General features: G+C 49.1%; 25 protein-coding genes, 1 tRNA gene and 2 pseudogenes. 6 read left to right on the top strand and 22 right to left on the bottom strand.

Annotated elements, in window-relative coordinates:
- Positions 1–26 precede the first annotated feature (26 nt).
- The 5 genes and pseudogenes from merD to merT all read right to left on the bottom strand — a co-directional run.
- Positions 27–221, bottom strand: a pseudogene (merD, locus tag F905_RS01785) (mercuric resistance transcriptional repressor MerD); the annotation flags it as partial.
- Positions 222–237: 16 nt separating this feature from the next.
- Complete coding sequence (gene merA, locus F905_RS01780; RefSeq protein ID WP_005174088.1) at positions 238–1,923, bottom strand: mercury(II) reductase; 1,686 nt, start codon at positions 1,921–1,923, stop codon at positions 238–240.
- A 38-nt stretch (positions 1,924–1,961) separates the two neighbouring features.
- Complete coding sequence (gene merC / locus F905_RS01775) at positions 1,962–2,387, bottom strand: organomercurial transporter MerC (RefSeq protein ID WP_000522996.1); 426 nt, start codon at positions 2,385–2,387, stop codon at positions 1,962–1,964.
- Between the two features lie 27 nt (positions 2,388–2,414).
- A complete protein-coding gene (gene merP, locus F905_RS01770; protein WP_004178136.1) occupies positions 2,415–2,690 on the bottom strand; it encodes a mercury resistance system periplasmic binding protein MerP in 276 nt (91 codons plus the stop codon).
- Positions 2,691–2,703: 13 nt separating this feature from the next.
- Entirely contained in the window at positions 2,704–3,054 is a 351-nt protein-coding gene (merT, locus tag F905_RS01765; protein ID WP_001294659.1) for a mercuric ion transporter MerT, read from the bottom strand.
- 71 nt (positions 3,055–3,125) lie between these two features.
- Between merT and merR the strand changes: the two genes are divergently transcribed.
- Positions 3,126–3,560 carry an Hg(II)-responsive transcriptional regulator gene (gene merR, locus F905_RS01760; RefSeq protein ID WP_001166630.1) on the top strand — a complete coding sequence of 145 codons (435 nt, stop codon included), beginning with the start codon at positions 3,126–3,128 and terminating at the stop codon, positions 3,558–3,560.
- A gap of 32 nt (positions 3,561–3,592) precedes the next feature.
- Here merR and F905_RS01755 read toward each other — a convergent pair.
- From F905_RS01755 to F905_RS01745, 3 genes and pseudogenes are all read right to left on the bottom strand, one after another.
- A pseudogene (locus F905_RS01755) lies at positions 3,593–3,805 on the bottom strand (transposase family protein); the annotation flags it as partial.
- A 21-nt stretch (positions 3,806–3,826) separates the two neighbouring features.
- On the bottom strand, positions 3,827–4,339 hold the full coding sequence (lspA, locus tag F905_RS01750) for a signal peptidase II (RefSeq protein WP_000905420.1): 513 nt from the start codon (positions 4,337–4,339) through the stop codon (positions 3,827–3,829).
- 3 nt (positions 4,340–4,342) lie between these two features.
- Complete coding sequence (locus F905_RS01745; protein WP_005176400.1) at positions 4,343–5,239, bottom strand: cation efflux transmembrane domain-containing protein; 897 nt, start codon at positions 5,237–5,239, stop codon at positions 4,343–4,345.
- Between the two features lie 95 nt (positions 5,240–5,334).
- Between F905_RS01745 and cadR the strand changes: the two genes are divergently transcribed.
- Positions 5,335–5,742 (top strand): Cd(II)/Pb(II)-responsive transcriptional regulator, encoded by a 408-nt coding sequence (gene cadR / locus F905_RS01740; protein ID WP_005176397.1) that lies wholly within the window; start codon positions 5,335–5,337, stop codon positions 5,740–5,742.
- A gap of 190 nt (positions 5,743–5,932) precedes the next feature.
- Here the strand turns inward: cadR and F905_RS01735 are convergent, their stop codons facing one another.
- The 9 genes from F905_RS01735 to greB form a co-directional block, all read right to left on the bottom strand.
- Positions 5,933–6,829 (bottom strand): recombination directionality factor, encoded by an 897-nt coding sequence (locus F905_RS01735; RefSeq protein ID WP_005176394.1) that lies wholly within the window; start codon positions 6,827–6,829, stop codon positions 5,933–5,935.
- A gap of 139 nt (positions 6,830–6,968) precedes the next feature.
- Complete coding sequence (locus F905_RS01730) at positions 6,969–8,042, bottom strand: YqaJ viral recombinase family nuclease (RefSeq protein ID WP_005176393.1); 1,074 nt, start codon at positions 8,040–8,042, stop codon at positions 6,969–6,971.
- A 144-nt stretch (positions 8,043–8,186) separates the two neighbouring features.
- Positions 8,187–9,224: a DUF932 domain-containing protein gene (locus F905_RS01725; protein ID WP_005176391.1), complete on the bottom strand. Its 1,038-nt coding sequence runs from the start codon at positions 9,222–9,224 to the stop codon at positions 8,187–8,189.
- A gap of 111 nt (positions 9,225–9,335) precedes the next feature.
- Entirely contained in the window at positions 9,336–9,635 is a 300-nt protein-coding gene (locus F905_RS01720; RefSeq protein WP_005176390.1) for a hypothetical protein, read from the bottom strand.
- A gap of 113 nt (positions 9,636–9,748) precedes the next feature.
- Positions 9,749–10,129 carry a hypothetical protein gene (locus tag F905_RS01715; RefSeq protein ID WP_005176388.1) on the bottom strand — a complete coding sequence of 127 codons (381 nt, stop codon included), beginning with the start codon at positions 10,127–10,129 and terminating at the stop codon, positions 9,749–9,751.
- Positions 10,130–10,140: 11 nt separating this feature from the next.
- Positions 10,141–10,722 carry a hypothetical protein gene (locus F905_RS01710; protein ID WP_005176381.1) on the bottom strand — a complete coding sequence of 194 codons (582 nt, stop codon included), beginning with the start codon at positions 10,720–10,722 and terminating at the stop codon, positions 10,141–10,143.
- Positions 10,723–10,739: 17 nt separating this feature from the next.
- Positions 10,740–11,000, bottom strand: a complete 261-nt coding sequence (locus F905_RS01705; RefSeq protein ID WP_034597600.1) for a hypothetical protein — start codon at positions 10,998–11,000, stop codon at positions 10,740–10,742.
- Positions 11,001–11,899: 899 nt separating this feature from the next.
- A tRNA-Ser gene (locus tag F905_RS01700) sits at positions 11,900–11,989 on the bottom strand.
- A 90-nt stretch (positions 11,990–12,079) separates the two neighbouring features.
- Positions 12,080–12,574, bottom strand: coding sequence for a transcription elongation factor GreB (gene greB, locus F905_RS01695; protein ID WP_005176376.1), 495 nt, complete (start codon positions 12,572–12,574; stop codon positions 12,080–12,082).
- 366 nt (positions 12,575–12,940) lie between these two features.
- On the opposite strand from greB, the gene F905_RS01690 reads away from it, so the two are divergent.
- Positions 12,941–14,056, top strand: a complete 1,116-nt coding sequence (locus F905_RS01690) for an MltF family protein (protein WP_005176374.1) — start codon at positions 12,941–12,943, stop codon at positions 14,054–14,056.
- A 71-nt stretch (positions 14,057–14,127) separates the two neighbouring features.
- On the opposite strand, the gene F905_RS01685 is transcribed toward F905_RS01690, so the two are convergent.
- Both F905_RS01685 and ttcA read right to left on the bottom strand, forming a co-directional pair.
- Positions 14,128–14,511 carry an SCP2 sterol-binding domain-containing protein gene (locus F905_RS01685; protein ID WP_005176372.1) on the bottom strand — a complete coding sequence of 128 codons (384 nt, stop codon included), beginning with the start codon at positions 14,509–14,511 and terminating at the stop codon, positions 14,128–14,130.
- A 216-nt stretch (positions 14,512–14,727) separates the two neighbouring features.
- Complete coding sequence (gene ttcA / locus F905_RS01680) at positions 14,728–15,651, bottom strand: tRNA 2-thiocytidine(32) synthetase TtcA (RefSeq protein WP_005176370.1); 924 nt, start codon at positions 15,649–15,651, stop codon at positions 14,728–14,730.
- Positions 15,652–16,159: 508 nt separating this feature from the next.
- Here ttcA and F905_RS01675 point away from each other — a divergent pair.
- On the top strand, positions 16,160–17,002 hold the full coding sequence (locus F905_RS01675; protein WP_034597413.1) for a lytic transglycosylase domain-containing protein: 843 nt from the start codon (positions 16,160–16,162) through the stop codon (positions 17,000–17,002).
- A 115-nt stretch (positions 17,003–17,117) separates the two neighbouring features.
- Positions 17,118–18,023 carry a protease HtpX gene (gene htpX / locus F905_RS01670; RefSeq protein WP_005176364.1) on the top strand — a complete coding sequence of 302 codons (906 nt, stop codon included), beginning with the start codon at positions 17,118–17,120 and terminating at the stop codon, positions 18,021–18,023.
- 94 nt (positions 18,024–18,117) lie between these two features.
- Here htpX and F905_RS01665 read toward each other — a convergent pair whose 3' ends face one another.
- The 3 genes from F905_RS01665 to F905_RS01655 form a co-directional block, all read right to left on the bottom strand.
- Positions 18,118–18,711 (bottom strand): DUF4112 domain-containing protein, encoded by a 594-nt coding sequence (locus F905_RS01665; protein WP_005176362.1) that lies wholly within the window; start codon positions 18,709–18,711, stop codon positions 18,118–18,120.
- Between the two features lie 88 nt (positions 18,712–18,799).
- Positions 18,800–20,137 (bottom strand): magnesium transporter, encoded by a 1,338-nt coding sequence (gene mgtE / locus F905_RS01660; RefSeq protein ID WP_005176359.1) that lies wholly within the window; start codon positions 20,135–20,137, stop codon positions 18,800–18,802.
- 117 nt (positions 20,138–20,254) lie between these two features.
- Positions 20,255–23,347 (bottom strand): multidrug efflux RND transporter permease subunit, encoded by a 3,093-nt coding sequence (locus F905_RS01655; RefSeq protein WP_034597410.1) that lies wholly within the window; start codon positions 23,345–23,347, stop codon positions 20,255–20,257.
- Between the two features lie 289 nt (positions 23,348–23,636).
- On the opposite strand from F905_RS01655, the gene F905_RS01650 reads away from it, so the two are divergent.
- Positions 23,637–24,776 (top strand): glycerophosphodiester phosphodiesterase, encoded by a 1,140-nt coding sequence (locus tag F905_RS01650; protein WP_005176354.1) that lies wholly within the window; start codon positions 23,637–23,639, stop codon positions 24,774–24,776.
- Positions 24,777–24,825 lie beyond the last annotated feature (49 nt).

Raw genomic sequence — 24,825 nt, 5'->3', positions numbered from 1 at the left:
CGCTCGGCTGGCATGGAGGCCAGTTGCGCGTCCAGGCCGATGCCCGCCTCGAAGGCCGCCCGCACGAAGCACAGCCGTTGCAAGGCGGCATCATCGAACAGGCCATAGCCGCCCGGGGTGCACGCCACCGGACGCAGCAATCCGCGCAGCAGGTAGTCGCGCACGATATGCACGCTCACCCCGGCATCAAGGGCCAGCCGGGACACGGTGTAGGCGCTCATTGAAAACCTCCTTTTTTTATCCAGCGCAGCAGGAAAGCTGCTTCACGTCCTTGTTGAAGGTCTGCGCCGCAAGCTTCAACCCCTCGACCATTGTCAGGTAGGGGAACAACTGGTCAGCCAGTTCCTGCACCGTCATGCGGTTGCGGATGGCGAGCACCGCCGTCTGGATCAGTTCGCCCGCTTCCGGGGCCACCGCCTGCACGCCGATGAGCCGTCCGCTACCTTCCTCGATGACCAGCTTGATGAAGCCGCGTGTGTCGAAGTTGGCAAGCGCTCGCGGAACGTTGTCGAGTGTCAGCGTGCGACTGTCGGTCTCGATGCCATCGTGGTGCGCTTCCGCCTCGCTGTAGCCCACGGTGGCGACTTGCGGGTCGGTGAACACCACTGCCGGCATCGCGGTCAGATTGAGGGCTGCGTCGCCGCCGGTCATGTTGATCGCGGCACGGGTGCCGGCGGCCGCTGCCACGTAGACGAACTGCGGCTGGTCGGTGCAGTCGCCGGCCGCGTAGATGTTCGGGTTGCTCGTGCGCATGCCTTGGTCGATAACGATGGCCCCTTGCGCATTGACAGTGACCCCCGCCGCGTCCAGCGCGAGGCTGCGCGTATTCGGTGCCCGACCGGTGGCAACCAGCAACTTGTCAGCGCGCAATTCACCGTGTCCGGTGGTCAGCACGAATTCGCCGTTCACATGGGCGACCTGGCTGGCTTGCGTGTGCTCCAGCACCTCGATGCCCTCGGCACGGAAAGCGGCTGTCACCGCCTCGCCGATGGCCGGGTCTTCACGGAAGAACAAGGTATTGCGCGCCAGGACCGTGACCTTGCTGCCCAGCCGGGCAAAGGCTTGCGCCAGCTCCAGCGCCACCACCGACGAGCCGATTACGGCAAGGCGTTCGGGAATGGTGTCGCTCGCCAGGGCCTCGGTGGAAGTCCAGTAGGGTGACTCTTTCAAGCCCGGAATCGGCGGGACCGCCGGGCTGGCACCCGTGGCGACCAGGCAGCGGTCGAACATCACGACGCGCTCGCCACCCTCGTTCAAACGGACGGTAAGGCTCTGGTCGTCCTTGAAGCGCGCCTCACCGTGCACAACGGTGATGGCCGGATTACCGCCCAGGATGCCTTCGTACTTGGCGTGCCGCAGTTCGTCGACGCGGGCCTGCTGCTGGGCCAGCAGCTTACTGCGGTCAATCGTAGGCACAGTTGCCGCAATACCGCCATCGAACGGGCTTTCCCGGCGCAGATGGGCGATGTGGGCGGCGCGGATCATGATCTTGGACGGCACACAGCCGACATTGACGCAGGTGCCGCCGATGGTGCCGCGCTCGATCAGCGTGACCTGCGCGCCTTGCTCGACGGCCTTCAGTGCTGCCGCCATTGCCGCGCCACCGCTACCAATGACGACGACCTGCAACGGGCGTTCGTTGCCACTGGGCTTATCAGCGGCCCCTATCCAGCCGCGCATCTTGTCGAGCAGGCCGGCGCGGTTGTCCGTCGGTGGCGCATCGGCAAGCGTTGCCTCGTAGCCCAGTCCGGCCACGGCGGTAGTCAGCGCATCCGATGACGTGCCCGCCTCAATGGCGAGTTGCGCTGTGCCCTTCGGATAGGACACCAGCGCCGATTGCACGCCGGGCACTTTCTCCAAGGCTTCCTTGACGTGAGCCGCGCACGAGTCGCAGGTCATCCCGGTGATTTTCAGGGTGGTCATGTATTTTTCCTTTTCTGTGGTGGCTACGGCTGTTGCCGTCAGCCACGTTGTTCTGGCAATTCACAGCTGTCCGGCCCGCAGCGGCGATGTGCTGGCGAGATGAAATCCCAGACCGACACCCCAACCATCAAGGCCAGGCCGACATAGAGCAGTCCACCGCTCTGCCAGCCGTAAGCCCGCATTAAAAACACCGCTGCCAGCACCAAGATCGGGCCTATCGTGCCGAGCGCCGTGCGTCGCCACTGTCGATGATTGAGCCAAGCGATAGCATTGGCGAGTAACGCGATGCCGGCGAACATCGGCAGCAGGATGCCAATGAATAGCCCCTCGTACTGGCTCAAGAAGCCCAGTCCGATGGCCGCGCCAAAGCTGGCGATGGCAGGAAAACAGGCGGCGCAGCCCATCGCGGAAACGACGCTGCCGAGCGCGCCGGTTTTGCCAGCGATGCGCGTGATGAGTCCCATGTGTCGCTCCCGAGTTCGGTTAACGGATCAGCGTTTGAGGCTGGACGGATAGCCCGCGTCCTCGGTCGCCTTGGTCAACTTCTGGACGTTGGTCTTGGCATCGTCGAAGGTGACGACGGCCTGGCGCTTGTCGAAACTTACGTCGGTCTTGCTCACGCCCTCAACCTTGGAAAGCGCGTGCTTGACAGTGATCGGGCAAGAGGCGCAGGTCATGCCAGGCACGGACAGCGTTACGGTCTGAGTGGCGGCGAACACGGGGGCAACGAAAGCGGCGAGAGCGAGGGAGGCAAACAGCTTTTTCATGATGAACTCCTGATTAGTAGAAAAATGGCATGACGTAGGGAAAACCAAGCGCGACCAAGACCAACACGGCGACGAACCAGAAAATGAGCTTGTAGGTGGTGCGCACTTGCGGAATCGCGCACACCTCGCCCGGCTTGCAGGCTGCGGTCGGTCGGACGATGCGCCGCCAGGCAAAGAACAGTGCAACCAGCGCCGCGCCGATGAAGATCGGCCGATACGGCTCCAATACCGTCAGGTTGCCGATCCATGCCCCGCTGAACCCCAAGGCGATCAAAACCAGCGGCCCCAGGCAGCAGGCCGACGCAAGAATGGCGGCCAGCCCACCGGCGAAGAGCGCGCCGCGCCCGTTTTGTGGTTCAGACATACGCTTGTCCTTTCAAATTTGGTTTGGATAGCTTAAGCTTACTTCCGTAGTTATGTACGGAGTCAAGCGATATGCAAATTAATTTTGAGAATCTGACCATTGGCGTTTTTGCCAAGGCGGCCGGGGTCAATGTGGAGACCATCCGGTTCTACCAGCGCAAGGGCCTGCTGCCGGAGCCAGACAAGCCCTATGGCAGCATTCGCCGCTATGGGGAGGCGGACGTGGTTCGGGTGAAATTCGTGAAATCGGCACAGCGGCTGGGGTTCAGTCTGGACGAGATTGCCGAGCTGTTGCGGCTCGACGATGGCACCCACTGCGAGGAGGCCAGCAGCCTGGCCGAACACAAGCTCAAGGACGTGCGCGAGAAGATGGCCGACTTGGCGCGCATGGAAACCGTGCTGTCTGAACTCGTGTGCGCCTGCCATGCACGAATGGGGAATGTTTCCTGCCCGTTGATCGCGTCACTACAGGGCGAAGCAGGCCTGGCAAGGTCAGCTATGCCTTAGCGTGCTTTATTTTCCGATTTCTGAGGTGCCCCCACCCAGAGAGTGACCCGCTTGCCGTGGATGGGCAGATCACGATAGGGAACGTCACGCTTGCCGAACCGTACGAACTCACCCTGCACGCCGCATTCCTCGCAGGCGATGGGATCGGGCACGTCCACCTGGAAGTGCATTTCGTCGTCGGTTGATTTGCAGCCCAGTACTTGGTATTGCGGCAGGTGAAGGATGTTGTCGGGAAGTTCGGTCATGGTGTTGTATAGGCGTAGGTGTCAGTCAGATCCATCCGACTCGGCATTGGTGTTTGCTTTTTTACCCAACAAGCTGCTGGAAACTAAAAGTAAGGCACCGAGGACAATTGCAATATCAGCCAGGTTGAAGGCCGGCCAATGCCAGTCTCGCCAATAGAAATCAAAGGAATCCACAACATAGCCGCGAAAGACCCGGTCAATCAGGTTGCCCATGGCGCCACCGAGGATAAGACTGTAAGCGATGGCTTCTCCTTTATGACGATTTTCAAGGATCAGCTTGATCAGAAAAATCGAGACCACTACCGCGATTCCGATAAAAAAGTAGCGCTGCCAGCCTCCACCATTCGCAAAAAGACTGAATGCGGCACCGGTATTCCATACGTGTACCCAGTTAAAGAATGAGGTCACTGAAATAGACTCGCCATATGCCATTGATTGTTGCACCAGCCATTTTACGGCCTGATCAGACGCTGCCAGCAGGCCCGATATGGACAATAGGGCATACGGCGAGAGCTTTTTGCCAATAATGAGCATTATTTAACCCTTCAACGCCAAAATGCGTCTAGCACCGTTAAGTACAATTACCCCCACGATGGTGCCGATAATCAGATCCGGATAATTGGACCCGGTCCACGCGACCAGAGCGCCGGCGGTGATGACCCCCAGGTTGATCACCACGTCGTTGGCCGAGAATATCCAGCTTGCCTTCATGTGCGCTCCGCCCTCCCGATGTTTGGATATGAGCAGCAGACAACTGGTATTGGCAATCAATGCGACGAAGGCGATCGCCATCATCATCAGCGATTCAGGCTCACTACCGAAAACAAAGCGTCGCACCACCTCGACGAGTACGCCGATAGCCAAAATCAGTTGCAGTACCCCTGCCAGATGCGCGGCACGTACCTGCATTTTCGCACTGCGCCCTACGGCATAGAGAGCCAGGCCATAGACGGCTGCATCGGCAAACATATCCAGGGAATCAGCGATCAGGCCGGTAGACTGGGCGATCAGGCCAGCAGTCATTTCCACCACGAACATGATCGCATTGATACCGAGCAACACGCGCAGAGTGCCTGACTCCTGCGTAGCAGAGACTGCCGAGCTCTCAGAGGCCTTGATCGTCTCTGGGTCGGCAATGACGGTTTCCTGAAGCGAGGCGCCTAGCCCCAAGGTCGCCAGTTTCGCGGTAATGGGCTCAGCCTCGCCGTCATGCACGACCTTCAACCGGCGGTTCGACAAGTCGAAGGACAGTGCCCGAATCCCCTCAACGCCGTTCAGGGCCAGGCGAATCATGCGCTCTTCTGATGGACAGTCCATCTTCGGCACGGCATAAACACTGACCCATCTCCCTGGCGCCTCGGAGGAGGCCTGCATATCGATATCCGCCGCAGGCCTTGCATGGTCGCCACAGGGGCCTCCGCAGTTTTTACTCATGATATGACTCCACTTGAATGTGATCGGGTTTTCATTTAAAACTATATAGTAGCTATAATGTCAATAGCGTAGAGAATCCGTTGCGGAGGAACCCGATGCGTATTGGTCAGTTGGCACAGTCAGTAGGGGTAGATACACAGACGATCCGCTTCTACGAACGGCAGGGCTTGTTGCCGCCGCCTGGTCGGCAGGAGAACGGTTACCGTGTCTATACCGAGAAACACGTTGAGCGGCTGGCCTTTGTTCGTCGCTGCCGCATCCTGGATCTGTCACTGGCAGAAATTCACGAACTAAAGCGCTATCAGGACGACCCTCATCAGTCCTGTACCGCTGTCAATGCCTTGCTCGATGATCACATCTCTCATGTGCGCTCGCAGATAACCGCTCTACAGGCGCTTGAGAAACAACTCGTTTCACTAAGAGCGCGTTGCAACGATGACCGGGAAGTTAAGGCGTGTGGGGTTCTTGCTGGAATTAGCGAGGGAAGCATGCATCAGCAGTAGGTTGGAGTGCCAACCAGATAATCCGATGAGATGCCGGTTTGCCTCACTCTCATGCAAAGGTAAGATCAACCATTTAATCCGCTTACCCAAAAAAATTAAGGGAGCCAAAGCTCCCTTCAATTAGTGACTAGCCAACTTGTTCAGAATCCATTAATTGACTTACCAAACTGACTAGATAATTCAACTGTGCTCAATTCACAGCTCTAACACTCTGCTGCAACCCCTGCTGAATCTCCTGCACATAGCTCAATTGCGCTGAATGCTCTGTATCTACAGCACTGTCACTGTGTGGATAAAACTCCTCCAGCAATTCCATCCCCTCCTCTGCATGCACCTCAAACTTGGTATTGGCAAAACCCTGCCGTGCAATCTGATCTAATGCCGCCTGATCAAACCCTGCCTGTTTTCCCTGTTGGTCAATCTCCTTGGCTGTCTGAATTGCTGTTTGTAAATCCACGCCTTCCCGTAACGTTAAATCCACGTAATACACGGGCTGACGATAGCTTTGGGTTGTGCTTTTCCCACGCAACGTGAGCTGCAACGGCAAACACGACAACAAACCACCTGATGCCGCATGGTAGTAATTCAAACGTGCTGCCAAAGTGCGAATGCTGTTAAAACCAGTGGTTCTGAAGATAAAAGTCCCAAACTCATCGGCTTCGCCTAAATTGACATGCAGGCGTCCATAAGGCTTACAATGTCCACCCTGTCCAAGTGGGCATAAGTCGGGGGATGGACAAGGATGTTGCTCTACACCTTGTGATGTCATACGCTGACACGTCTGACCATTCCCCACACAAATCGGGCGACCTGTCTGTCGGTCAAATAAACTATATTCAGCTCGAAGATTGAGTTCAGGGTCATTGAAGATCATACGTACAGGGATGCTACGCAGCTTTTGATTCGGTGCTTGACTACGCAATTGCTCATCCAAGGGGTGTTTAATCCAACCGTCCTTACCCTGTATTTGACTGGTAATGGTGAACTGATCGTCTTTCTCTGGCAGACGCTTGCCATTCTTTTCTATTACACGGCCAATACTGATCCGTCCCAAGATGGGTGGTGTGATTGCTAAACCTTTAATCATGTTGAAATTCCTCTGTCGTTGAGATGTTTAGATGTGTTGTCCTATGTGCTTAAAATAAAATCGGCATAAAAAAATCCCATGCAGGGCTGCACGGGATTTCAGATTTCTTCTTGCTGAGCGTTTGGCTCTAGGCTTTGAGTTAATCGTGATAAATGTTGAAACGACGGCTGCCTGCTTTCTGCAGTGGGTACTGTTGGATGAGTTCAGGTTGGTGCTGAAGTAAGGACTTGATGTCTAGGCTGATACTGTCCTTGCTCTTTTTCCAAGTCACCGAGCCTTGCTGAAATACGGCACGTTCATGTTCCTGCATCAGTGCCTGAACACGGTGTTTAAGTAGGTCAAATTGGCTTTGGTGCTGTTCAATCTGCTGTTTCTCCTGTATCAGCTGATCAAACAGTTCATTGGCAAGTTCCACCTCCGTTAGATCAACACAGCTCAGTGGGGTATGTTCAGGATAGAGCTGTTGTAAAGCTTTGGCTGCCGATTCACTGGCATCCACTGCTGGTGGAACATCATTTTCTACACATTCCCAAAACAGCCGTTCTGCCTGAATGATCTGTTCAATCAGAGCTTCATTACGACTGACTTTGTAGATTTTGGTTTCCTGCCCACACAGCAACACACAAATATGTGCCGCTTGCTTGCCTGTCACCGCCAGTTGATGTTGTACTTGACACAGTACATACAGAGGTACGCCTTCCTTCCACAGTTTGGCACCATATTCCCCTGCAGTTTTGCATTCCAGTATTTGTACTTCTTCATTGCCCACCACGGCATAATCCAAGTTTGCCAACATAAAGGCTTTGTCAGGATCAGGATGCTGCAGTACAGCATTGACCCGACGGACTTTATTGTTGGTGTGCATGCTGTAGTATTCTGCGACCAAGGGTTCTAACTGTTTACCCCAATATAAAGGTGCATGCCCTGAGCTTTCATCTTCAATATTTTGCTGTACCCGTCCTGTTTTAATCATCCACAGTTCTAGCATCGACATATAAGGATTCAAGCCACAGGCAGCTGCGGCATCACTGCTGCCTATTCCCTGTTTACGCACTTCCAGCCATGCCTGATAGTCCAGTTGTTTGGTGTTGATCAGACGTTTGGCATTTAAGCTGCGTTTTGAACCTGATTGACTTTGTTTAGGCTTGTCATTGGCTACAGTTGGTAAATACTGAGATTGAGACGTTACTGTTGGGTTTATAATCTGATTCATGGGTTTATCCTTCTATCATTGATTTTAAAACGGCATAAAAAAAGCCACATCCGAAGATGTGGCAAAGAGGGATCGTTGATTAGGAGGACACTTGATCGTGCTGATCACATGCCCTGATGATAAAATCTCAAGATTAAATCAAGCTTAAACAGCTAAGTGTAAAGCTTGTTCCAATCCACGTTGTTTCAATGCTGCGCCTGCACCAAACCAAGCAGAGTCAAGGCGGTGATCGGTACTCATCGCGCGACGTTCATGATCTACAAATTCGGTGATTGCACAAAGCAGTCCATAGGCGGTGTCTTTGGCTGAAGATAAGTCTGCCCCACGTCCCTGCCCATTAAACATATTCATGACTTTGGTCATGGCACGTCCATTCGGTTCAGTTTTATTGGGTTGTGGATTGGCTTGGGACGCGACATTACGGTAGTACTGAATAATGTTATCCTCCTGTTCCATCGCACTTAGGCTATTATTGTTAAATACCGTATCAAAATAAGCTGCTGCTTCTTTCTGGGTGACTTTACGTTGGGTGAGTTGTTTCATTTCATACATGTGGTCGTACCATGTTTTCACTGAAATACCGAGTTGATCTTTGACTTTGTCGGCATCAAACTTGGTACTGTGCGGTACTTTGACCACGCCTGCATTGGAACTCTGCCCTCGTAAGGCAATCGCTAAGGTGTTATTGCACACCACACGGATATTGGTGAATTGTGCGGTGGTGGCTAAAGTACCATCACATGCGGTTGCTAGCAGAATATAGCCATTGCTGACATCTCCACCTTTCAATTCTGCAGTTTGTCCTGTACGTGCCAAAGCCCAGAACTTTTTCCCACCTTTTAGGACACCTGCGGTTTCCAGTTCAAAGCCTGATTGCTCAGTCAGATCACGGTAGAACTCCAGAATTTCCATCGGTTGGACTTCTTGATAACGCTGACTCACCACCGATAAAGGCGCATGAGTATCTGAACGGTACAATACCCGCTGTTCCTCATAGGGCATAATGATGCTTTGTCCACGATCATTTTTAGCCATGTAGCTGACATTGGATGATTCAATACGCCAATCCATACCTGCTTGCTTGGCCCAGACTTCAATCGGTTGATTTTGGCTAAGTTGATTGCCCAGACCATGCCACGGGGTTTGTCCGACATACGCCATGTTTTCAAGTTGATGTGCCATTTTGATTATTCCTAAAATAAAAGTGAAAGATGTAAAGATGCAGAAATGTGCTGTAAGGGTTTAAACAATCCATCTATTCAAAGATGTAACCGTGTAAAGTCAGAGATGCGATTACGGCACCCATGCAAACGCTTGTTGGCAATCCAAACAGAGATACTGTTCGGCATTGCTGTAAAATTTTTCATAGCAGTACTGACTGACAATAACCAATACACCACCCACCACAACACCGATGGCTGCGCCTGTAAAAGGCGGGAATCCTGCCTTTTTGGCAAGCTGCATGCCGAACAGCGCCATCTGTGTCGGTGAAATACAGCGTTGCAGTTGTTCGAAATAGTTGGCGTTTGCATGACTTGAATCAGTCTGTCTGACATAGGTGGATTGACAATAGGGGCATTGAATTAAGGACATTGAATATTCCTTGTTAAATGAATTGGGTACGAAAAGCTGAATTGAGGGCATAAAAAAACCGTGCCCATGGAGGACACGGTTTGATTTAAATTTTACTTTGGCGAGGAGAGTCGCTATTGAAAGCTATAGCTTGCAGTGCCTTTTTCTGTTTCAACATCGACACGCACTACATTGTCATAGCCACAACCGGTTAATTTCAGCCTTAAACGCAAACCCATTTTAAAATGCTGCGGATATTCCAATGATCGGCGATAACCTTCATAACTGCATTCACCGTTGTTGATCAGCACATTGGTCACATCAATCGGATCTGCACTGTTAGAACGGATCGTTAATACCGCAGCGGATTGATTTTGGGCATACCAGTTACTGGTATCAATTACATCGAGTTCGACCGTAAACGTGTTTGGATCAAGGCCAGCATTACAGCCACTCAACATGATGCCTGTCGTTGTAGTCACTGCGAGGAGTAAGGGTTTTAAAAGTTGCTTCATCAAGTTCATCCTTAGCAGTAGTTATAGCTCACGCCATAATCGCCTGTATTTAAATCAATGCTAGCCAGATGGATTTCACAGTCTGTGCCGTTATCAAATTTATAGACGTAGTAGCGATTACCCGCTTGCTCCGACTCCAGTGCGCCATGTTCTTGCAAGCTAAAGTCTTGCACTGATTTGCCTGTATCTTTTGCGGCTTTGGCAAAGATATAGCGTTGATACTTGTCTATATTGTCCTGCTCAAATTCAGGCAGTTCATCATAAGGCAGCATCGACAGTAAGGTATCCACAGCCTTAAGTTTTTGATCAAACTCAAAACTCAGCAGCTCAGGCTCATGGTCTGATGGACTCAGACTTTTGCTTCCCGTGGTCAATTCTTTGACATCGATCCCATCCACTTCTGCCGCTGCAATCTCAGTGGATACTGCTTCTGAACTGGCGGATTCTAAAGGCTGTGCAGAGCTGGTCTCAGAAGTACTGGCTGGAACCGTTTTTTCAGTTGCGTGTTTAGGGCTAAAGAAGTAGAAGCCTGCGATGCTGATCAAGGTCAGGGCTAAGATTGCCGCCAAGCCCAATATGGTTTTTTGGGTCATTTGAATGTTCCCCTCGTTTAGTTGGGCACAGTGACTTGACCATTCTGAGTATTAAAGTGAACAAAGCGCGGACAACCACCCTGAAAGTTCACCGTGAAATTACGCCAACCACGGTTGCCAGGATTGGTTTTATAAAGACATTGATAAACCCCACCGCCTGTATGACGTGCTTGAACAAGGTAGGATTCACCGGCTTGTGCAAACCAGCCTGCCTGCGCCAATGATGCGCCTGCAAGTAGTGATGAAATCAGGGTCGTTTTTAGAAAAGTTTTAAACATCATCATTTTCTCTTTTTTATAGGCATCACTGGTCTTGGTCTTAATCAGACACAGTGCTCCCCATGCATGAATGTTAGAATGAATATCTATGTTTTTTTGAAGTGTTATAGACGATAAAGCACACAAATCTATGCCCCTCAAAAACAGCATGAGAGATTCATCTTCATATCGGTAATATGTACTTGAAAAAGTTTTATTCTTAGAAAGTCATGGACACAGCTATGCATTGACTGCACGGCATCAGGTCTAATCACCCAACGGCACAAACATGAAAAAAGAGAAATGTAAAAGACGGTATTGATGTAAGCGCATGGCGTACTCCTTAGGTAATAGAGCTCTACCACAACCACTGTCAATTGATGGTGGCAGAACGAGAAAGGGTTGACAGACTGAACCTAAGAATCAGCACGCCCGAAGGCGTCCCTCCCCCGCCCTACCGCAAAGAAGGGGGACGAACGAGTCCACAACATGCAAAATCAGATTTCACATATTGTCTTTGTTAATGGGTCTGTCAAAACCCGCTGACGATGTAGGTCAGCAGACTAAGGATAATCTGCACGCTGTAGAGCGTCAAGCAAGCTAAATAAATGGGGAGTGAAAATATTTATAATTAAAAAATAGACCTCTTGCGAAAGTATAGTTTTATCTAATTTTTGAATTGGCTAAAACCTTATAAAATATAGCTTTTGACTGCTTAAAATTTGACTAACGCAAGAAGTCTAATGTTTGAATAAGAATTTAGTTAGATTTAAATACAGCTTATTAAACTATATTCCTTAATCTTCCAAATACCACCAAAAGAAATCAATCCAATCCAAAATTTGATGAGGGGTAGGTTGAGGGGTAAAACTACAGACAAAAAATAAGCCCTTGCAAATACAAGGGCTTATCTTAAAATTTGGCGGAAGCGGTGAGATTCGAACTCACGGAGGACTCACACCCTCGTCGGTTTTCAAGACCGGTGCATTAAACCACTCTGCCACGCTTCCAATGGCGGCTATCATATAAAGAAAATTTTAACTTGGCAAATATTTTTCCAGGTTTTCGCAACCGACTGTACAAAATAAAATCAAAATCGTTTAATTTGCTGAATTTTCAAACTTTTCATAGCGAATGTCGACAATATACCAGTGTTTTGCACCTGATGGCGTCTGCACTACTGCTTCATCATCCACACTTTTGCCCAGCAAGGCGCGCGCCATTGGCGAGTCAATTGAAATATGTTGTGGATGATGATCATAAATTTCATCAACCCCGACAATTCTTAGGGTTTTCTGCTCGCCATCATCATTTTCAATATCGACCCAAGCGCCAAAATAGACCTTGCCCTCCTGTTCAGGTGAAAAATCAATAATTCGCAGCTCTTCCAGCCGCTTGCCGAGGTAACGTACCCGACGGTCAATCTTGCGCAGCAGCTGCTTGTTATATTGGTAATCGGCGTTCTCTGAACGATCGCCGAGACTGGCCGCCCAGTTCACTTTTTTGGTAATTTCAGGGCGTTCTTCATGCCACAAATGCTGAAGTTCCGCGACCAGTTTGTCATGTCCACCACGGGTAATTAAGCTCGATTTCATGGCCTTTAACAGCAGAAAAATGAGCCTGTAGCTTACCAAAAACTGCTGCCTTCTCCCCAATTACTCCACTTTTAAAGTTTATAAAATATTTTTCCCAAATAGAATCATTTACTTATGAAACAGTTTTTTATTTTTTTATGGACAAAATTTGACAACTCAAATTTTGGTCTTTATTATGCGCACATCTTTTAATTGTGATCATTTTTTAACCTGTGTGGCGTAGCCACATTTTTTATCTTTCATCCCATGTCATTTTGAATGACGTCATGAGTGCCCACCCTCTTATTGAATTTATCAAACTTGAAAAAGTCTGAGGCCTTTTGCCTCCTGCTTTGTAGGGCATAAATTACTTGTAGCGGAGACAACATGCACAGTAGTTCAACTTCTGGGTCGAGGCTTGGCCTTCACTCTTTTTTCAACTCTCTCCCTTTAAAAGTCTTAGTATTAAGCAGTGCGTTAATTCCGTTTCATAGTATTAATGCAAGTAAAGCAGCGTATCAGTTTGATCGCGTGGTCAATCACAATAAATTGACCGTGGTTTCTGTTTCGAATCCGACCACCGTGTTTCAGAACAGTCAGCATCTGCATGGCTTTGGTTATGACCTGGTGCGCAACTATGCGCATAGCCTGAATGTCAAACTCGAGTTTAAAACCGTACCGGACAATGCGACAGCGTTGCAATGGGTGGCGTCAGGTAAAGCCAACTTTGCCATGACCACTGCCAGTATTCAGAGCATTGAAAACAAGCATCTGACCGGTTTTTCGGCCACCTGTGGCGATTTAAACACCTTGCAGAAAAATGGCCTAAACAGCAATTTAAACTGGGTATTTAAACATGCCGATGATCCGCTGAGCCAGACCGCCAGTGCCTTTGTCTGCCGTGGCAAACAAAGCGGTGCCATCAACCAGCTGGCCTCGTTCTATAACCAGAATGTGGTTAAGCAGGAATCCTGGAATACTATCCAGCGTGACTTAAGCAATCGCATGCCTTTATATAAGGCCAGCTTCCAGCGCACTGCGCAGCAGTATGATCTGGACTGGCATTTACTGGCGGCCATTGGTTATCAGGAATCGTACTTAAAGCCGAACTCTGTTTCACCAACCGGTGTTCGTGGTTTGATGATGCTGACCAACAGCACAGCCAAAGCCATGGGCGTCAGTAACCGTACCGATCCAACCCAGAGCATTCAGGGCGGTGCCAAGTATTACAACCTGATGCTGAACCGTTATAAGCATATTCCGTTTCCAGACCGTAACTGGTATGCACTGGTGGCCTATAACATGGGTCCGGGTGCCGTGAGCCAGATTCAGAAGCGTATTCAGGCCACCGGTAAAAACCCGAACAACTGGGTCAACCTGTATGCTTACTTAGACGGCAATAAAGCCAAGAACGGACGTTATCGTCAGGCCTTACAATACGTGACCCGTATCCGTGCCTATCTGGAACACATCAAGACCACGCCGCAGCTGGTGAATATTTAAATGCTTCACCGTTGATCTTCAAGGCAAAAAAAAGCTTACCTTCGGGTAAGCTTTTTTGTGTCGGGTCACAATCAGGTGGTTTGCGCCAAAACGTTTTTGAACAGGTCTTTTTGCTCTTGGCTTGGTTTTGCAGTTTGCAATGCCATTAATTGAGACATATCGCCTTGTACTTTGATTTTACCGGTCATGAAGGCTTGCATGGCTGCAGCCATATCAAACTCCAGGAACACTTTACGTAAGGTATCAGCATCCATATTCAGGGTTGTTTTTGCATTTGCAGACAATCCTTTCTGGATTTTGCCACCGTCTAAAGCTAATTCTGTATTGCCTGAAGCATCCGTAACAACCAAATTAATTGCAAGATTCGCAAGCGCAGGTGGTAAATTTAAGTCACCAGCTTGAGCCGTCAGGTTCTCTACGGTTGCAAACCAATCATCAGATAAAAAAGCAGGCATGATTATTCCTCAATTTATTTGTTCATTTGTGTCGCCTGTCCAGACAACATTTTTGTGAAGCAATGATGCTTGTGACCTGTTATAGCATGTAATCATAAAAGATGGCTAAGATTTTTTGTACGATGCGTTCAAATTTTATATTTTTAATACAATATTGAAATAATTCAAATATATAAAAAAAGCACTGAACTGAAGTTCAATGCTTTTTTTGACTATTTAGTCAGCTGCATAGCCTAAATTGACCATGTTGATGCGGTTGGACTGACCATCTTCATTCTCGTGCGAATAACTGCCTTTAAAGTCAAACTCGCGCTCGCTATCGAGTGCTTCAAAGTCAAACAGCTCGCGGTCTGCCAGTTGCGATGGTGATACATTTTGCAATGCACCAAAAATACTGTGCAGACGTTTTGGATGGGCATTGTCCCATTCACGCAGCATGTCATTGATAATCGCACGTTGCAGATTTTCCTGCGAACCACACAGGTTACATGGAATAATCGGGAACTGGCGCATTTGCGCGTATTTGATGATGTCTTTTTCTTCCACATAAGCCAGTGGACGAATCAGCATATTCTTCTTGTCGGAAGATAACAGCTTCGGTGGCATCGCCTTTAAGCTGCCGCCATGGAACAGGTTCAGGAAGAAAGTCGCCAGAATATCATCACGATGATGCCCCAGTGCCACCTTGGTTGCCCCAATTTCCTGGGCAAAGCCGTACAGTGAACCACGACGCAGACGCGAACACACTGCACAGTAGGTTTTGCCTTCCGGGGTCAGACGCTTGGTAATACTGTAGGTATCTTTTTCCAGAATATAATACGGGATATTATTTTCTTCCAGATAACGCGGCAGCACATCTTCAGGGAAGCCCGGCTGTTTCTGGTCCAGATTCACCGCCACCACATCAAAATGAATCGGGGCAATACGTTTAAACTGCAACAGAATATCCAGTAAGGTATAACTGTCTTTACCACCCGAAATACACACCATGACCTTGTCACCGTCTTCGATCATCTTGTAATCACGAATGGCATGACCCACCTGGCGACGCAGCTTTTTCAGCAAACGGTAATACGCAGAGCTGGTTGGCAGTTCTGGTTTAAAATTAAATCCTTGATCGGACTCAACTGGCGAGAACATAGACGAGATTTACCCATAAAAAAAATACCGCGCAATTTTAGCCGATTCAGTCCCGGCACGCATCAAAAGAATGTAATTTCCTGCTTGTCATTTTTTGTCATCTCGCTGTCTTTATTTTTATGCTAATTTGAACGTTTGCGTTCATCTTTTAAGCAAGATGCTTATCTTTTGGACTTTTCCACAGTTTTCCACAAAAGCTGTGGATAACTTTGTGGATTTAAAACAACTTGACAAGGTCACTTGCCTGCAATTGAAGGCTTCTATTTAAATTGATCATTTTTTAATCAATTTTATTTATAATTAAAATCAATGTTTTAAGTGTGTCAAGCAGACCAGAATAAAAAAAATAAATATTTTTTTTGATTGTTCTGTCAGCAAACAGGGCTTGATTTTTACAAAGTAAACAGGGAAATAAATGTAAAGACTCTTTTCATCAATGTTTTTTTTGTTAAACTCAAACCACCTGTTTGGGGACAGTATGAACTTCGTTACCATAATGAATACGATAATGTATAAAAGATTACATTTTAAACAACTGGCTTTTTGGGGATGTGTGACGCTGCTTGCGGTTGCATCGCACAGTCATGCCGGACAGATTTATGTCTATAAAGACAATAATGGCTCTACCCTGCTGACCAATCGTAAAAGTTCAGACCAGTCCCTGAAAAAAGTCAAAGTGACGTATTATCCCGACAGCAATATTCATCGTTATAGCAACTGGGGCAGCTCTGAAGCATCGGTCTTACCAAGCTATAGCCGCAATAAAAATGCCTTTGACCATATTATCCAGCAGGCCGCGCAGCGCCACGGTATTTCGTCTGGGCTGATTAAAGCCGTCATGCACACCGAGTCCGGCTTTAATGTCAATGCTCGCTCTCCGGTCGGGGCCCAAGGCTTAATGCAGCTGATGCCGGCCACTGCCAAACGTTTTCAGGTTTCTAATGCCTACGATCCTTATGAAAATATTATGGCCGGGGCCAAATATCTGGCCTGGTTACTAAAACGTTTTAACGGTAATACATCCTTAGCATTGGCCGGTTATAATGCCGGTGAAGGCAATGTCGCCAAATACGGTGGCATTCCGCCCTTCCGTGAAACTCAGGACTATGTGCGCCGCGTGACCAGCCGTTATCACAATCTGTATGCCGGTGGTGTCAGCAGTAGCGATCAGGGACCGTTACTGGCCCAATCCAATACGCTTTCTTCTGGTTCGCATTTAACTGCAGCCCAGCCTGCACGCCCATCGCGTGAAATTATTGTTGCCGCAGATGGCAGCTTTACCGATGCACCGGTCCGCTCCTATGCCACGGCACATGCCTCTGCTGCAGCCCGAATCACCATTTCGGACTAAGACGATTTTTTGTTGATTTTCACGATTTTTTCTTGAATTTTTAATACATTCACCGCATATTTACTTGCATGATTTATGAATCAGATTACATTTTCATTTTAAGAGGATTTACTCAATGATGCGGATTGGTTTGTTCTTGCTAACCAACCTCGCGGTACTGGTTGTAGCTGGCATTATTTTGTCACTCTTCGGTGTCGGTAGTTACCATGGCGCGGGTGGCTTAAATCTAGGCAACCTGTTGGTCATCTGTTTTGTCTTCGGTATGGTCGGTTCTTTAATTTCCCTGTTCATGTCTAAATGGATGGCGAAAAAAACCACCGGTACAGAGCTGATTGACCCGAATGCCCCACGTAACCAGGCTGAAGCGTGGTTATTAAATGAAGTTGCACAATTGTCGCAACGTGCTGGCATTAAAATGCCAGAAGTGGGTATCTTCCCTTCTTATCAGTCGAATGCCTTTGCAACCGGCTGGAACAAGAATGATGCTTTGGTGGCGGTTTCAACCGGTCTGCTGGAGCGTATGAACAAAGATGAATTACGTGCCGTACTGGCGCACGAAATTGGTCACGTGGCCAATGGTGACATGGTTACGCTGGCGTTAATCCAGGGTGTGGTCAACGCCTTCGTGATGTTCTTTGCCCGTGTTGCCGGTGATTTCATTGATCGTAACGTATTTGGCCGTGAAGATGGCGAAGCGCCAGGCATTGCCTACTTCGTGATTACCATTGTGCTGGATATCGTGTTTGGTATTCTGGCTTCGGCCATTGTGATGTGGTTCTCGCGTCAACGTGAATACCGCGCCGATGAAGCGGGTGCCCGTCTGGCTGGCAAACAGGCCATGATTTCTGCCCTGTTACGCTTACAGGCCGAATCTGAAATGCCAGATGCAATGCCAAAAGAAATGAAAGCCTTCGCGATTTCTGCCGGTCAGGAACAAGGGTTTAGTCTGGCAGCGTTATTCCAGACCCACCCGACCATTGAACAGCGTGTGGCGGCATTACAGCAGTTAAACCTGCCTTAATAATAATGCCCAACCGTTAAATAGACAAAAGCCTCCATATGGAGGCTTTTGTTTTTATGTGTGATAGATACTGGTTGGAATGATGACAGCTTACTTAAAGATTTAAACCCTGCATCCACTGCCAGACCCATTGCAGCCCGGCCAAGGTCGCCACCACCAGAATGATCAGGAACAACAGGCCTAATAAATCAGGAAGATGAATCCACAGCCAGGCCACCACAGGATTACGCCAGAATGCCGAATATTGCTGCTTCTGCTCCAGTTTTTCATGCAAGAAAGGATGCACCACATGATGGTCACTCTGGATATCATATTCCTGCCGGATATGATCATGCACAATATCCAGCGCCTTACGGCTAGGGCGAATAAAAATATCAAAAATCGTCCCGGCAATCGGAATAAAGCCCACCACCGCATCCATAACCGCCAGCTTCATGACCGGATTCAGTTTGGCTTGTGGCACGCCGACCTGTTTGGCTTTATAAATTGCATAACAGGTCAGCACAAAACCGGCCAGATCGCCGGCCACCGGAATGGTACTTAAAGCCGCATCAGCGCCCACGCCCTGTTTGGTAAACGGAATCCGCACCACCGAATCCATCATATTGGCAAACTTGGCCAGATCACGCTCCAGGCGAATCACCTCTTGCCGGGAAAGTTTGGGTTTGGTGCTGTGCAGCTCTGTCATGAATCAACCTGATTTTTATCTATTTATGTCATGTTTTTACTATACTCGAGCGCGCTGCTCAAACGTTTTACTGCTTTGTAAATACAGGCTAAAACAACAGCTGTGAGGCAATAAACAGATAAACCACCACCCCGCTGGCATCGCAAATTGAGGTCACCAGAGGTGCCGACGCACTGGCCGGGTCCAGTTTCAGCTTATTGAGAATAAACGGCAGGCTCATGCCAACCAGACAGCCCATCAGCACAATGCCCAGCATACTTAAGGCCAACACCACCGCCACCATCAAATCGCCACGCACATAACCCAGTACCGACACGGCCAGTGCCATGGTGCCACCTAAACAAAGCGCCACCAGACTTTCCCGCCCGAGCAGATAGAACCAGTCACGAAAATGCACATCGCCGGTGGCTAAAGCACGGACCATTAAGGTCGCCGATTGCGCCCCGGCATTCCCGCCACTACCGACCAGCAAGGGCAAGAAGAACACCAGCACAATATGCGCGGCAATAATCTCTTCAAAATGGGCAATCCCAAAACCGGACAGCAAACTGCCAAACACCAGAAATACCAGCCAGAACACGCGCTGGCGATATAAAGATAAAATTGGTGCATTTTTCAGGCTCAGGTTGGGCAAGGATTCAATCGCACCGGATTTTAAAATATCTTCAGTAGTTTCGGCCTCGACAATGTCCATAGCATCATCATAGGTGACAATCCCGACCAGACGCTGCGCCTGATCAACAATCGGCAAGGCCAGAAAATCATAATGCGCCAGCTTCCAGGCAATCTGTTCCTGATCTTCATCGACCTGGCCCATCACCAGATCCGTGGTCATGAGATGCTGCAGCTGTACCTCTGGCGCGGCCTGAATAATCTGCCGCAAGGACACCACACCGAGCAGATGCTGTAGCGCATCGACAATATAAATCAGGTACAGGGTTTCCCGGTCTGCCGCCACCTGACGCAACTGTTCAATCGCCTGCTGGATCGTCAGCTCTGGGGATAAAGTCACAAAATCCGAACTCATGATCGCCCCGGCAGATTCTTCCGGGTAAGCCGCCAGCTGCTGAATTTGCTGACGTTTTTCCGGGGCCAGCTCGGCCAGAATCCACGGCTGTAGCGTCGGACTCAAACCTTTAAACAGGTCGGTCCGGTCATCTGAATGCATGGCACTCATCAGCTGCAACAAATCGGCTGGGTCCAGCTGTTCGGCAATTTGCGCCTGCACAGTTTTTGGCAAAAACTCAAAGATCAGCGCGGCCTGCTCCAGGGTGGGAATCAATCGAACCTGCGCTTGCAGCGACAACTGTTCAATCCAGACCGCCAAATCGGCCGGATTCATATGCGCAATCAGGGTCTGTACCCGCTCTGGATGCTGCTGCAAAATGGCCTGTTCCAGTGCCTGAAGTTCAAAAGGATTCAGCATAAACTCTCATCATTATTCTTGGTTATTTTTTAAAATGTAAAGTGATTTGCACTGCATCTGCGTGCTGCCGCAGTGTCCCTGAAGCAGCAGCATTTTTCTCTGTATAAACCCGGCGGATCAGGCCTGTTTCAGTTTAAAGATCGAACGCACCAGTACATACATAAAGGGAATAAAGATCAGCACCAGAACCGTACCGAAAATCACCCCACCCAGCACACTCACGCCAATTTCCTGACGGCTGACCGCACCGGCACCAAAGGCAAATACCAGCGGAATGACCCCGGCCCCAAAGGCCAGCGAGGTCATCAGAATAGGACGTAAACGCAGACTCGCTCCTTCCAGTGCGGCTTCCACGGCGCTGCGCCCCTGCTGCTGCGCCATCGAAGCAAACTCGACAATCAGAATCGCATTTTTACAGGACAGGCCGATGGTGGTCAGCAGTGCAATCTGGAAATAGATATCATTCGGGAACCCGGCCAGGTAGCTGAACAGGATATTACCACCAATACCCAGTGGAATCGCGCTCATCACCGCAGTTGGAATGGTCCAGCTTTCATACAGCGCTGCCAGACACAGGAAGATAAAACCAATTGATACCAGATACAGCAATAAAGCCTGATTGCTGGACTGCTTTTCTTCAAAGGACAAGCCGCTCCAGGCCAGATCGACACCGTCCTGCTGGTCAACCAGCTGCTGAATATCCTGCATGGCCTGACCAGAGCTGGCACCGGCTGCGGTATCGGCTTCCATTTCCAGTGCGGTATAGCCCATAAACCGGTTCACCACTTCTGGTCCGCCGCCCCAGCTCAGGGTAGAGAAATTACCAAACGGCACCATCTGCCCTTTGGCATTACGGACCGACCAGGCCTGCAAATCTTCCGGGGTGGCACGGAACTCGGCATCACCCTGCATAATCACCCGTTTAATCCGGCCACGATCAATAAAGTCATTGATATAACTGCCGCCCCATGCCGCCGACAAGGTGCTGTTAATCGCGCCTTGGCTCAGGCCATTGGCCATGGCCTGTTTCTGATGAATATTGACATTCAGCTCGGCTTTTTCCGGATTGGATTTTTTATCCAGATTGGCAAAGCTGGAATAACGGTCGGCCTGACTGCGCAGGCTCTGGAATTGCTGCTCCAGATAATCACGACCCTGCCCATTTAAATCTCGCAGCCAAAACTGCAGGCCATCGGTCTGGCCTAAACCGCGTACCGAGGCCGGCATCCCAATCATAATCTGCGCATCCGGATGACGCTGGAAATGCTGCATGGCCCGCTCACGAATTGCCTGCGCAGCATTGTCACTGCCCGGACGATCATCCCAGTGTTTCAGCGCAATAAAGCCCTGCCCCAAGTTCTGGCCAGTGCCGGAGAAGTTACGGCCATAGCGAATCATCACCAGATCAACATTGGCCTGTTCCTGTGCAATAAAATAGGCACGAATCGTTTCCCCAACTTCACGGCTTTTTGACAGGGGCGCGCCTTCTTGCAATTTAAATTGTACCGTGAGCATGCCCTGATCTTCACTTGGAATAAAGCTGGTCGGCAAGGCTCGATAGAACAAGGCAAATACCCCGATTAAAGCCACAAAAATCACCAGACAGATGGTGCGATGTTGCAGGGTCCAGCTTGAAGAACGCAGATAATGCTGTTTCAGATTTTCCAGTTTCTGATTAAACCAGGCGGCCCATCGGGCGGTTTTCTGCTTTGGCTTTAAAATTAAGGCACATAAGGCCGGGGTTAAAATCAGTGCCACCAGCAAAGATAAGGACATCGCGGCCACCAGGGTGATGGAAAACTGACGGTAGATGACCCCGGTCGAGCCACCAAAAAATGCCATCGGAATAAACACCGCGGTCAGCACCAAGGTAATTCCGACCAGTGCCCCGCTAATTTCCTGCATCGACTGGATTGCCGCCTGTTTGGCTGAAAGCTGCTGCTCATGCATCAAACGCTCAACATTTTCTACGACCACAATCGCATCATCGACCAGCAGGCCAATCGCCAGTACCAGCGCAAACAGGGTTAAGGTATTGATGGTCATGCCCAGCACATACAGCACTGTCAGGGTACCTAAAATCACCACCGGTACGGTGATGGTCGGAATTAAGGTAGCGCGCCAGTTCTGTAAAAACAGGAACATCACGATCACCACCAGAATAATCGCTTCAATGAGGGTTTTTACCACCTCTTTCATCGACTCCTTCACAAACGGCGTATTATCGCGTGGATAGACTATCTTGTAGCCTTCAGGCAACTGTTTGGAGAGATGATCAATTTCCTGCTGGATTAACGCCGAGGTCGCCAGTGCATTGGCACCAGAGGCCAGGGAGATGCCCAGCGCAGCGGAAGGATAGCCGTTAATCGTATTAAAGGACTGATAATTTTCTGCCCCCAGCTCGACCCGCGCCACATCTTTTAAATAAACAAAACTGCCGTCCTGGGCCGACTTTAAAATTACATTTTCAAATTCTTCGACAGTTTTTAAACGTGAACCGGAGGTGACTTTGGCATTTAAATACTGATCGGTTGCGGTGGGTAAATCGCCAATACTGCCGGCTGCCACCTGGGTATTCTGGGCTTCAACAGCGGCCCGAATATCGCTTGGCATCAAGGCATACTGTTTCAGTTTTAAAGGATTCAACCAGATTCGCATGGCATATTGCGAACCGAAGACATCCACCTCACCCACGCCTTCAATACGCGCCAGATCCTGTTCCAGATGGGTCATCATATAATCGGACAGTTCAATATTGGAACTGTGACCAGCGCTGTCATACAACCCGATGACCATATGGGTATCACCCAGAGATTTGAACACATTCACGCCTTGGCGCTGTACATCTTCAGGCAAACGGTTAATGGCGCTGTTAATCGCATTTTGCACCTGCACCTGTGCGGTATCTGGGTCTGTGCCATTTTCAAAACTGATACTGATACGGCTGCGCCCCGAAGAATCACTGCTCGAGCTAAAATACAGCAGATGATCCAGCCCTCGAATCTGCTGCTCCAGCACCTGGGTCACGCTCTCCTCCACTGTTTCTGCCGAAGCTCCAGTATAAGTGGCACTCACGGTAATGCGGGGTGGTGCAATATCTGGATAACGCTCGACCGGCAAACCTAAAATGGAAAAAATACCAAACGCCATGACAATAATGGCCAGGACTCCAGCAAAAATAGGACGTTCAATAAAAAATTTTGACAGCATAGATTTGGTCACATGATGGGGTTGAGCCAAGATTTGGTTGAGCACTTCTGAAGGCGCTTTACCCTAGCAAATTTATATTGATATTCAGTGACTAAAGCCAAAAATACAAGAAAATATTACATAAAGATGTGCTGAACGAAAAATAAGGAGAAAATGTGGAGATAAAAGATTTATCTCGCTCTAGCATCATTTACATTGTCGCTATTTTGCAACCTGTCATGAGAATGCAAGTTTTTCCTTCAACACTACGCATGCGTCAAATAAAATAACAGCATCATCAGAGGACCGCATGCTAAGAAAAACACTGATACTGACCAGCATTCTCACTTTAACTGCTTGTAATAGTGATGATCGTGATAATCAAACGCATAATCCCACTCCAACGCCGACACCACCGGCCTATGTTGAACCTGAAATTATTATTGTCGGACATCGAGGCGCTAGCGCCTTGCGTCCTGAACATACCTTGGAGGCTTATCAAAAAGCCATTGAGGATGGTGCAGATTTTATTGAGCCTGATCTGGTTCCAACCAAAGATGGTTATTTGGTTGCTCGTCATGAAAATGAAATTGGCGGTACGACCAATGTCAGTGAACTGCCACAATTTGCAGATCGTAAAACCACCAAAATCATTGATGGAGTCAGCTTAACAGGCTGGTTTACCGAAGACTTCACCTTAAGTGAACTGAAGCAGCTGAAAGCCCGCGAACGTATTCCAGATATTCGCCCACAAAACACTCAATATAATGATCAGTTTTTAGTGCCGACGATAGAAGAAATTATTGAACTGGCTGATCAGCACTATCAAAAAACAGGAAAAATTATTGGGCTGTATATTGAGACTAAACACCCAACCTATTTCCAGGATTTAAATCTGGCCATGGAAGACCGTTTATTGAGTAGCTTGGCGAAATATGAATATTCGCGAAGTATTGCCCCGGTCTATCTACAATCTTTTGAAGTTAAAAATCTGCAATATCTACGCAGTCAGCTAGATCGTTTAAACACCTTGCAACATGCAAAAATCATTCAGCTCTACAGCGGACAGAGTTCTCAGCCTGCTGATGCACTAAAAGCAGGTCTGGGGACTACTTATGGTCAATTGGCCAGTGCAGAAGGACTTAAAACGGTTGCGCAATATGCTGATGGTGTGGGACCAAGTAAAACCTATATCGTCAGTAATCAGGGAGTAATCACCAATTTTGTGAGTCTGGCACATGCACAGGGCCTGAAAGTACATCCTTATACCTTGCGCCCAGAAAATGAATTTTTACCTGATCGCCTCGATTGTAGTCCAAATCCTGCTGAGAAGTGTGAAACAGGGGCGTTGGCCGAGTTTGAAATCTTCTTTAAAGCCGGTGTTGATGGTGTCTTTACAGATGATCCTGGACTAGGACGTCAGGCTGCAGACCTGTTTTTAAAACAGTAAAAATTCTCATATATTAAAAAAGACGCGGCATGCGTCTTTTTTCTACTCT

It is taken from the genome of Acinetobacter sp. CIP 53.82, assembly GCF_000369465.1.
Taxonomy (GTDB): domain Bacteria; phylum Pseudomonadota; class Gammaproteobacteria; order Pseudomonadales; family Moraxellaceae; genus Acinetobacter; species Acinetobacter indicus.
This window is presented reverse-complemented; position numbering and strand designations above follow the sequence as displayed.

Coding starts and splice junctions, on each gene's coding strand:
- F905_RS01735 (WP_005176394.1), bottom strand. CDS start 6,829: ATGATTAAAGGTTTAGCAATCACACCACCCATCTTGGGACGGATCAGT.
- F905_RS01655 (WP_034597410.1), bottom strand. CDS start 23,347: ATGCTGTCAAAATTTTTTATTGAACGTCCTATTTTTGCTGGAGTCCTG.
- lspA (WP_000905420.1), bottom strand. CDS start 4,339: ATGCTCATTATTGGCAAAAAGCTCTCGCCGTATGCCCTATTGTCCATA.
- htpX (WP_005176364.1), top strand. CDS start 17,118: ATGATGCGGATTGGTTTGTTCTTGCTAACCAACCTCGCGGTACTGGTT.
- greB (WP_005176376.1), bottom strand. CDS start 12,574: ATGAAATCGAGCTTAATTACCCGTGGTGGACATGACAAACTGGTCGCG.
- mgtE (WP_005176359.1), bottom strand. CDS start 20,137: ATGCTGAATCCTTTTGAACTTCAGGCACTGGAACAGGCCATTTTGCAG.
- F905_RS01665 (WP_005176362.1), bottom strand. CDS start 18,711: ATGACAGAGCTGCACAGCACCAAACCCAAACTTTCCCGGCAAGAGGTG.
- merR (WP_001166630.1), top strand. CDS start 3,126: ATGCAAATTAATTTTGAGAATCTGACCATTGGCGTTTTTGCCAAGGCG.
- F905_RS01730 (WP_005176393.1), bottom strand. CDS start 8,042: ATGAATCAGATTATAAACCCAACAGTAACGTCTCAATCTCAGTATTTA.
- F905_RS01720 (WP_005176390.1), bottom strand. CDS start 9,635: ATGTCCTTAATTCAATGCCCCTATTGTCAATCCACCTATGTCAGACAG.
- F905_RS01710 (WP_005176381.1), bottom strand. CDS start 10,722: ATGACCCAAAAAACCATATTGGGCTTGGCGGCAATCTTAGCCCTGACC.
- F905_RS01675 (WP_034597413.1), top strand. CDS start 16,160: ATGTATAAAAGATTACATTTTAAACAACTGGCTTTTTGGGGATGTGTG.
- F905_RS01685 (WP_005176372.1), bottom strand. CDS start 14,511: ATGCCTGCTTTTTTATCTGATGATTGGTTTGCAACCGTAGAGAACCTG.
- merT (WP_001294659.1), bottom strand. CDS start 3,054: ATGTCTGAACCACAAAACGGGCGCGGCGCGCTCTTCGCCGGTGGGCTG.
- ttcA (WP_005176370.1), bottom strand. CDS start 15,651: ATGTTCTCGCCAGTTGAGTCCGATCAAGGATTTAATTTTAAACCAGAA.
- F905_RS01690 (WP_005176374.1), top strand. CDS start 12,941: ATGCACAGTAGTTCAACTTCTGGGTCGAGGCTTGGCCTTCACTCTTTT.
- F905_RS01725 (WP_005176391.1), bottom strand. CDS start 9,224: ATGGCACATCAACTTGAAAACATGGCGTATGTCGGACAAACCCCGTGG.
- merP (WP_004178136.1), bottom strand. CDS start 2,690: ATGAAAAAGCTGTTTGCCTCCCTCGCTCTCGCCGCTTTCGTTGCCCCC.
- F905_RS01715 (WP_005176388.1), bottom strand. CDS start 10,129: ATGAAGCAACTTTTAAAACCCTTACTCCTCGCAGTGACTACAACGACA.
- F905_RS01705 (WP_034597600.1), bottom strand. CDS start 11,000: ATGTTTAAAACTTTTCTAAAAACGACCCTGATTTCATCACTACTTGCA.
- merC (WP_000522996.1), bottom strand. CDS start 2,387: ATGGGACTCATCACGCGCATCGCTGGCAAAACCGGCGCGCTCGGCAGC.
- cadR (WP_005176397.1), top strand. CDS start 5,335: ATGCGTATTGGTCAGTTGGCACAGTCAGTAGGGGTAGATACACAGACG.
- F905_RS01745 (WP_005176400.1), bottom strand. CDS start 5,239: ATGAGTAAAAACTGCGGAGGCCCCTGTGGCGACCATGCAAGGCCTGCG.
- merA (WP_005174088.1), bottom strand. CDS start 1,923: ATGACCACCCTGAAAATCACCGGGATGACCTGCGACTCGTGCGCGGCT.
- F905_RS01650 (WP_005176354.1), top strand. CDS start 23,637: ATGCTAAGAAAAACACTGATACTGACCAGCATTCTCACTTTAACTGCT.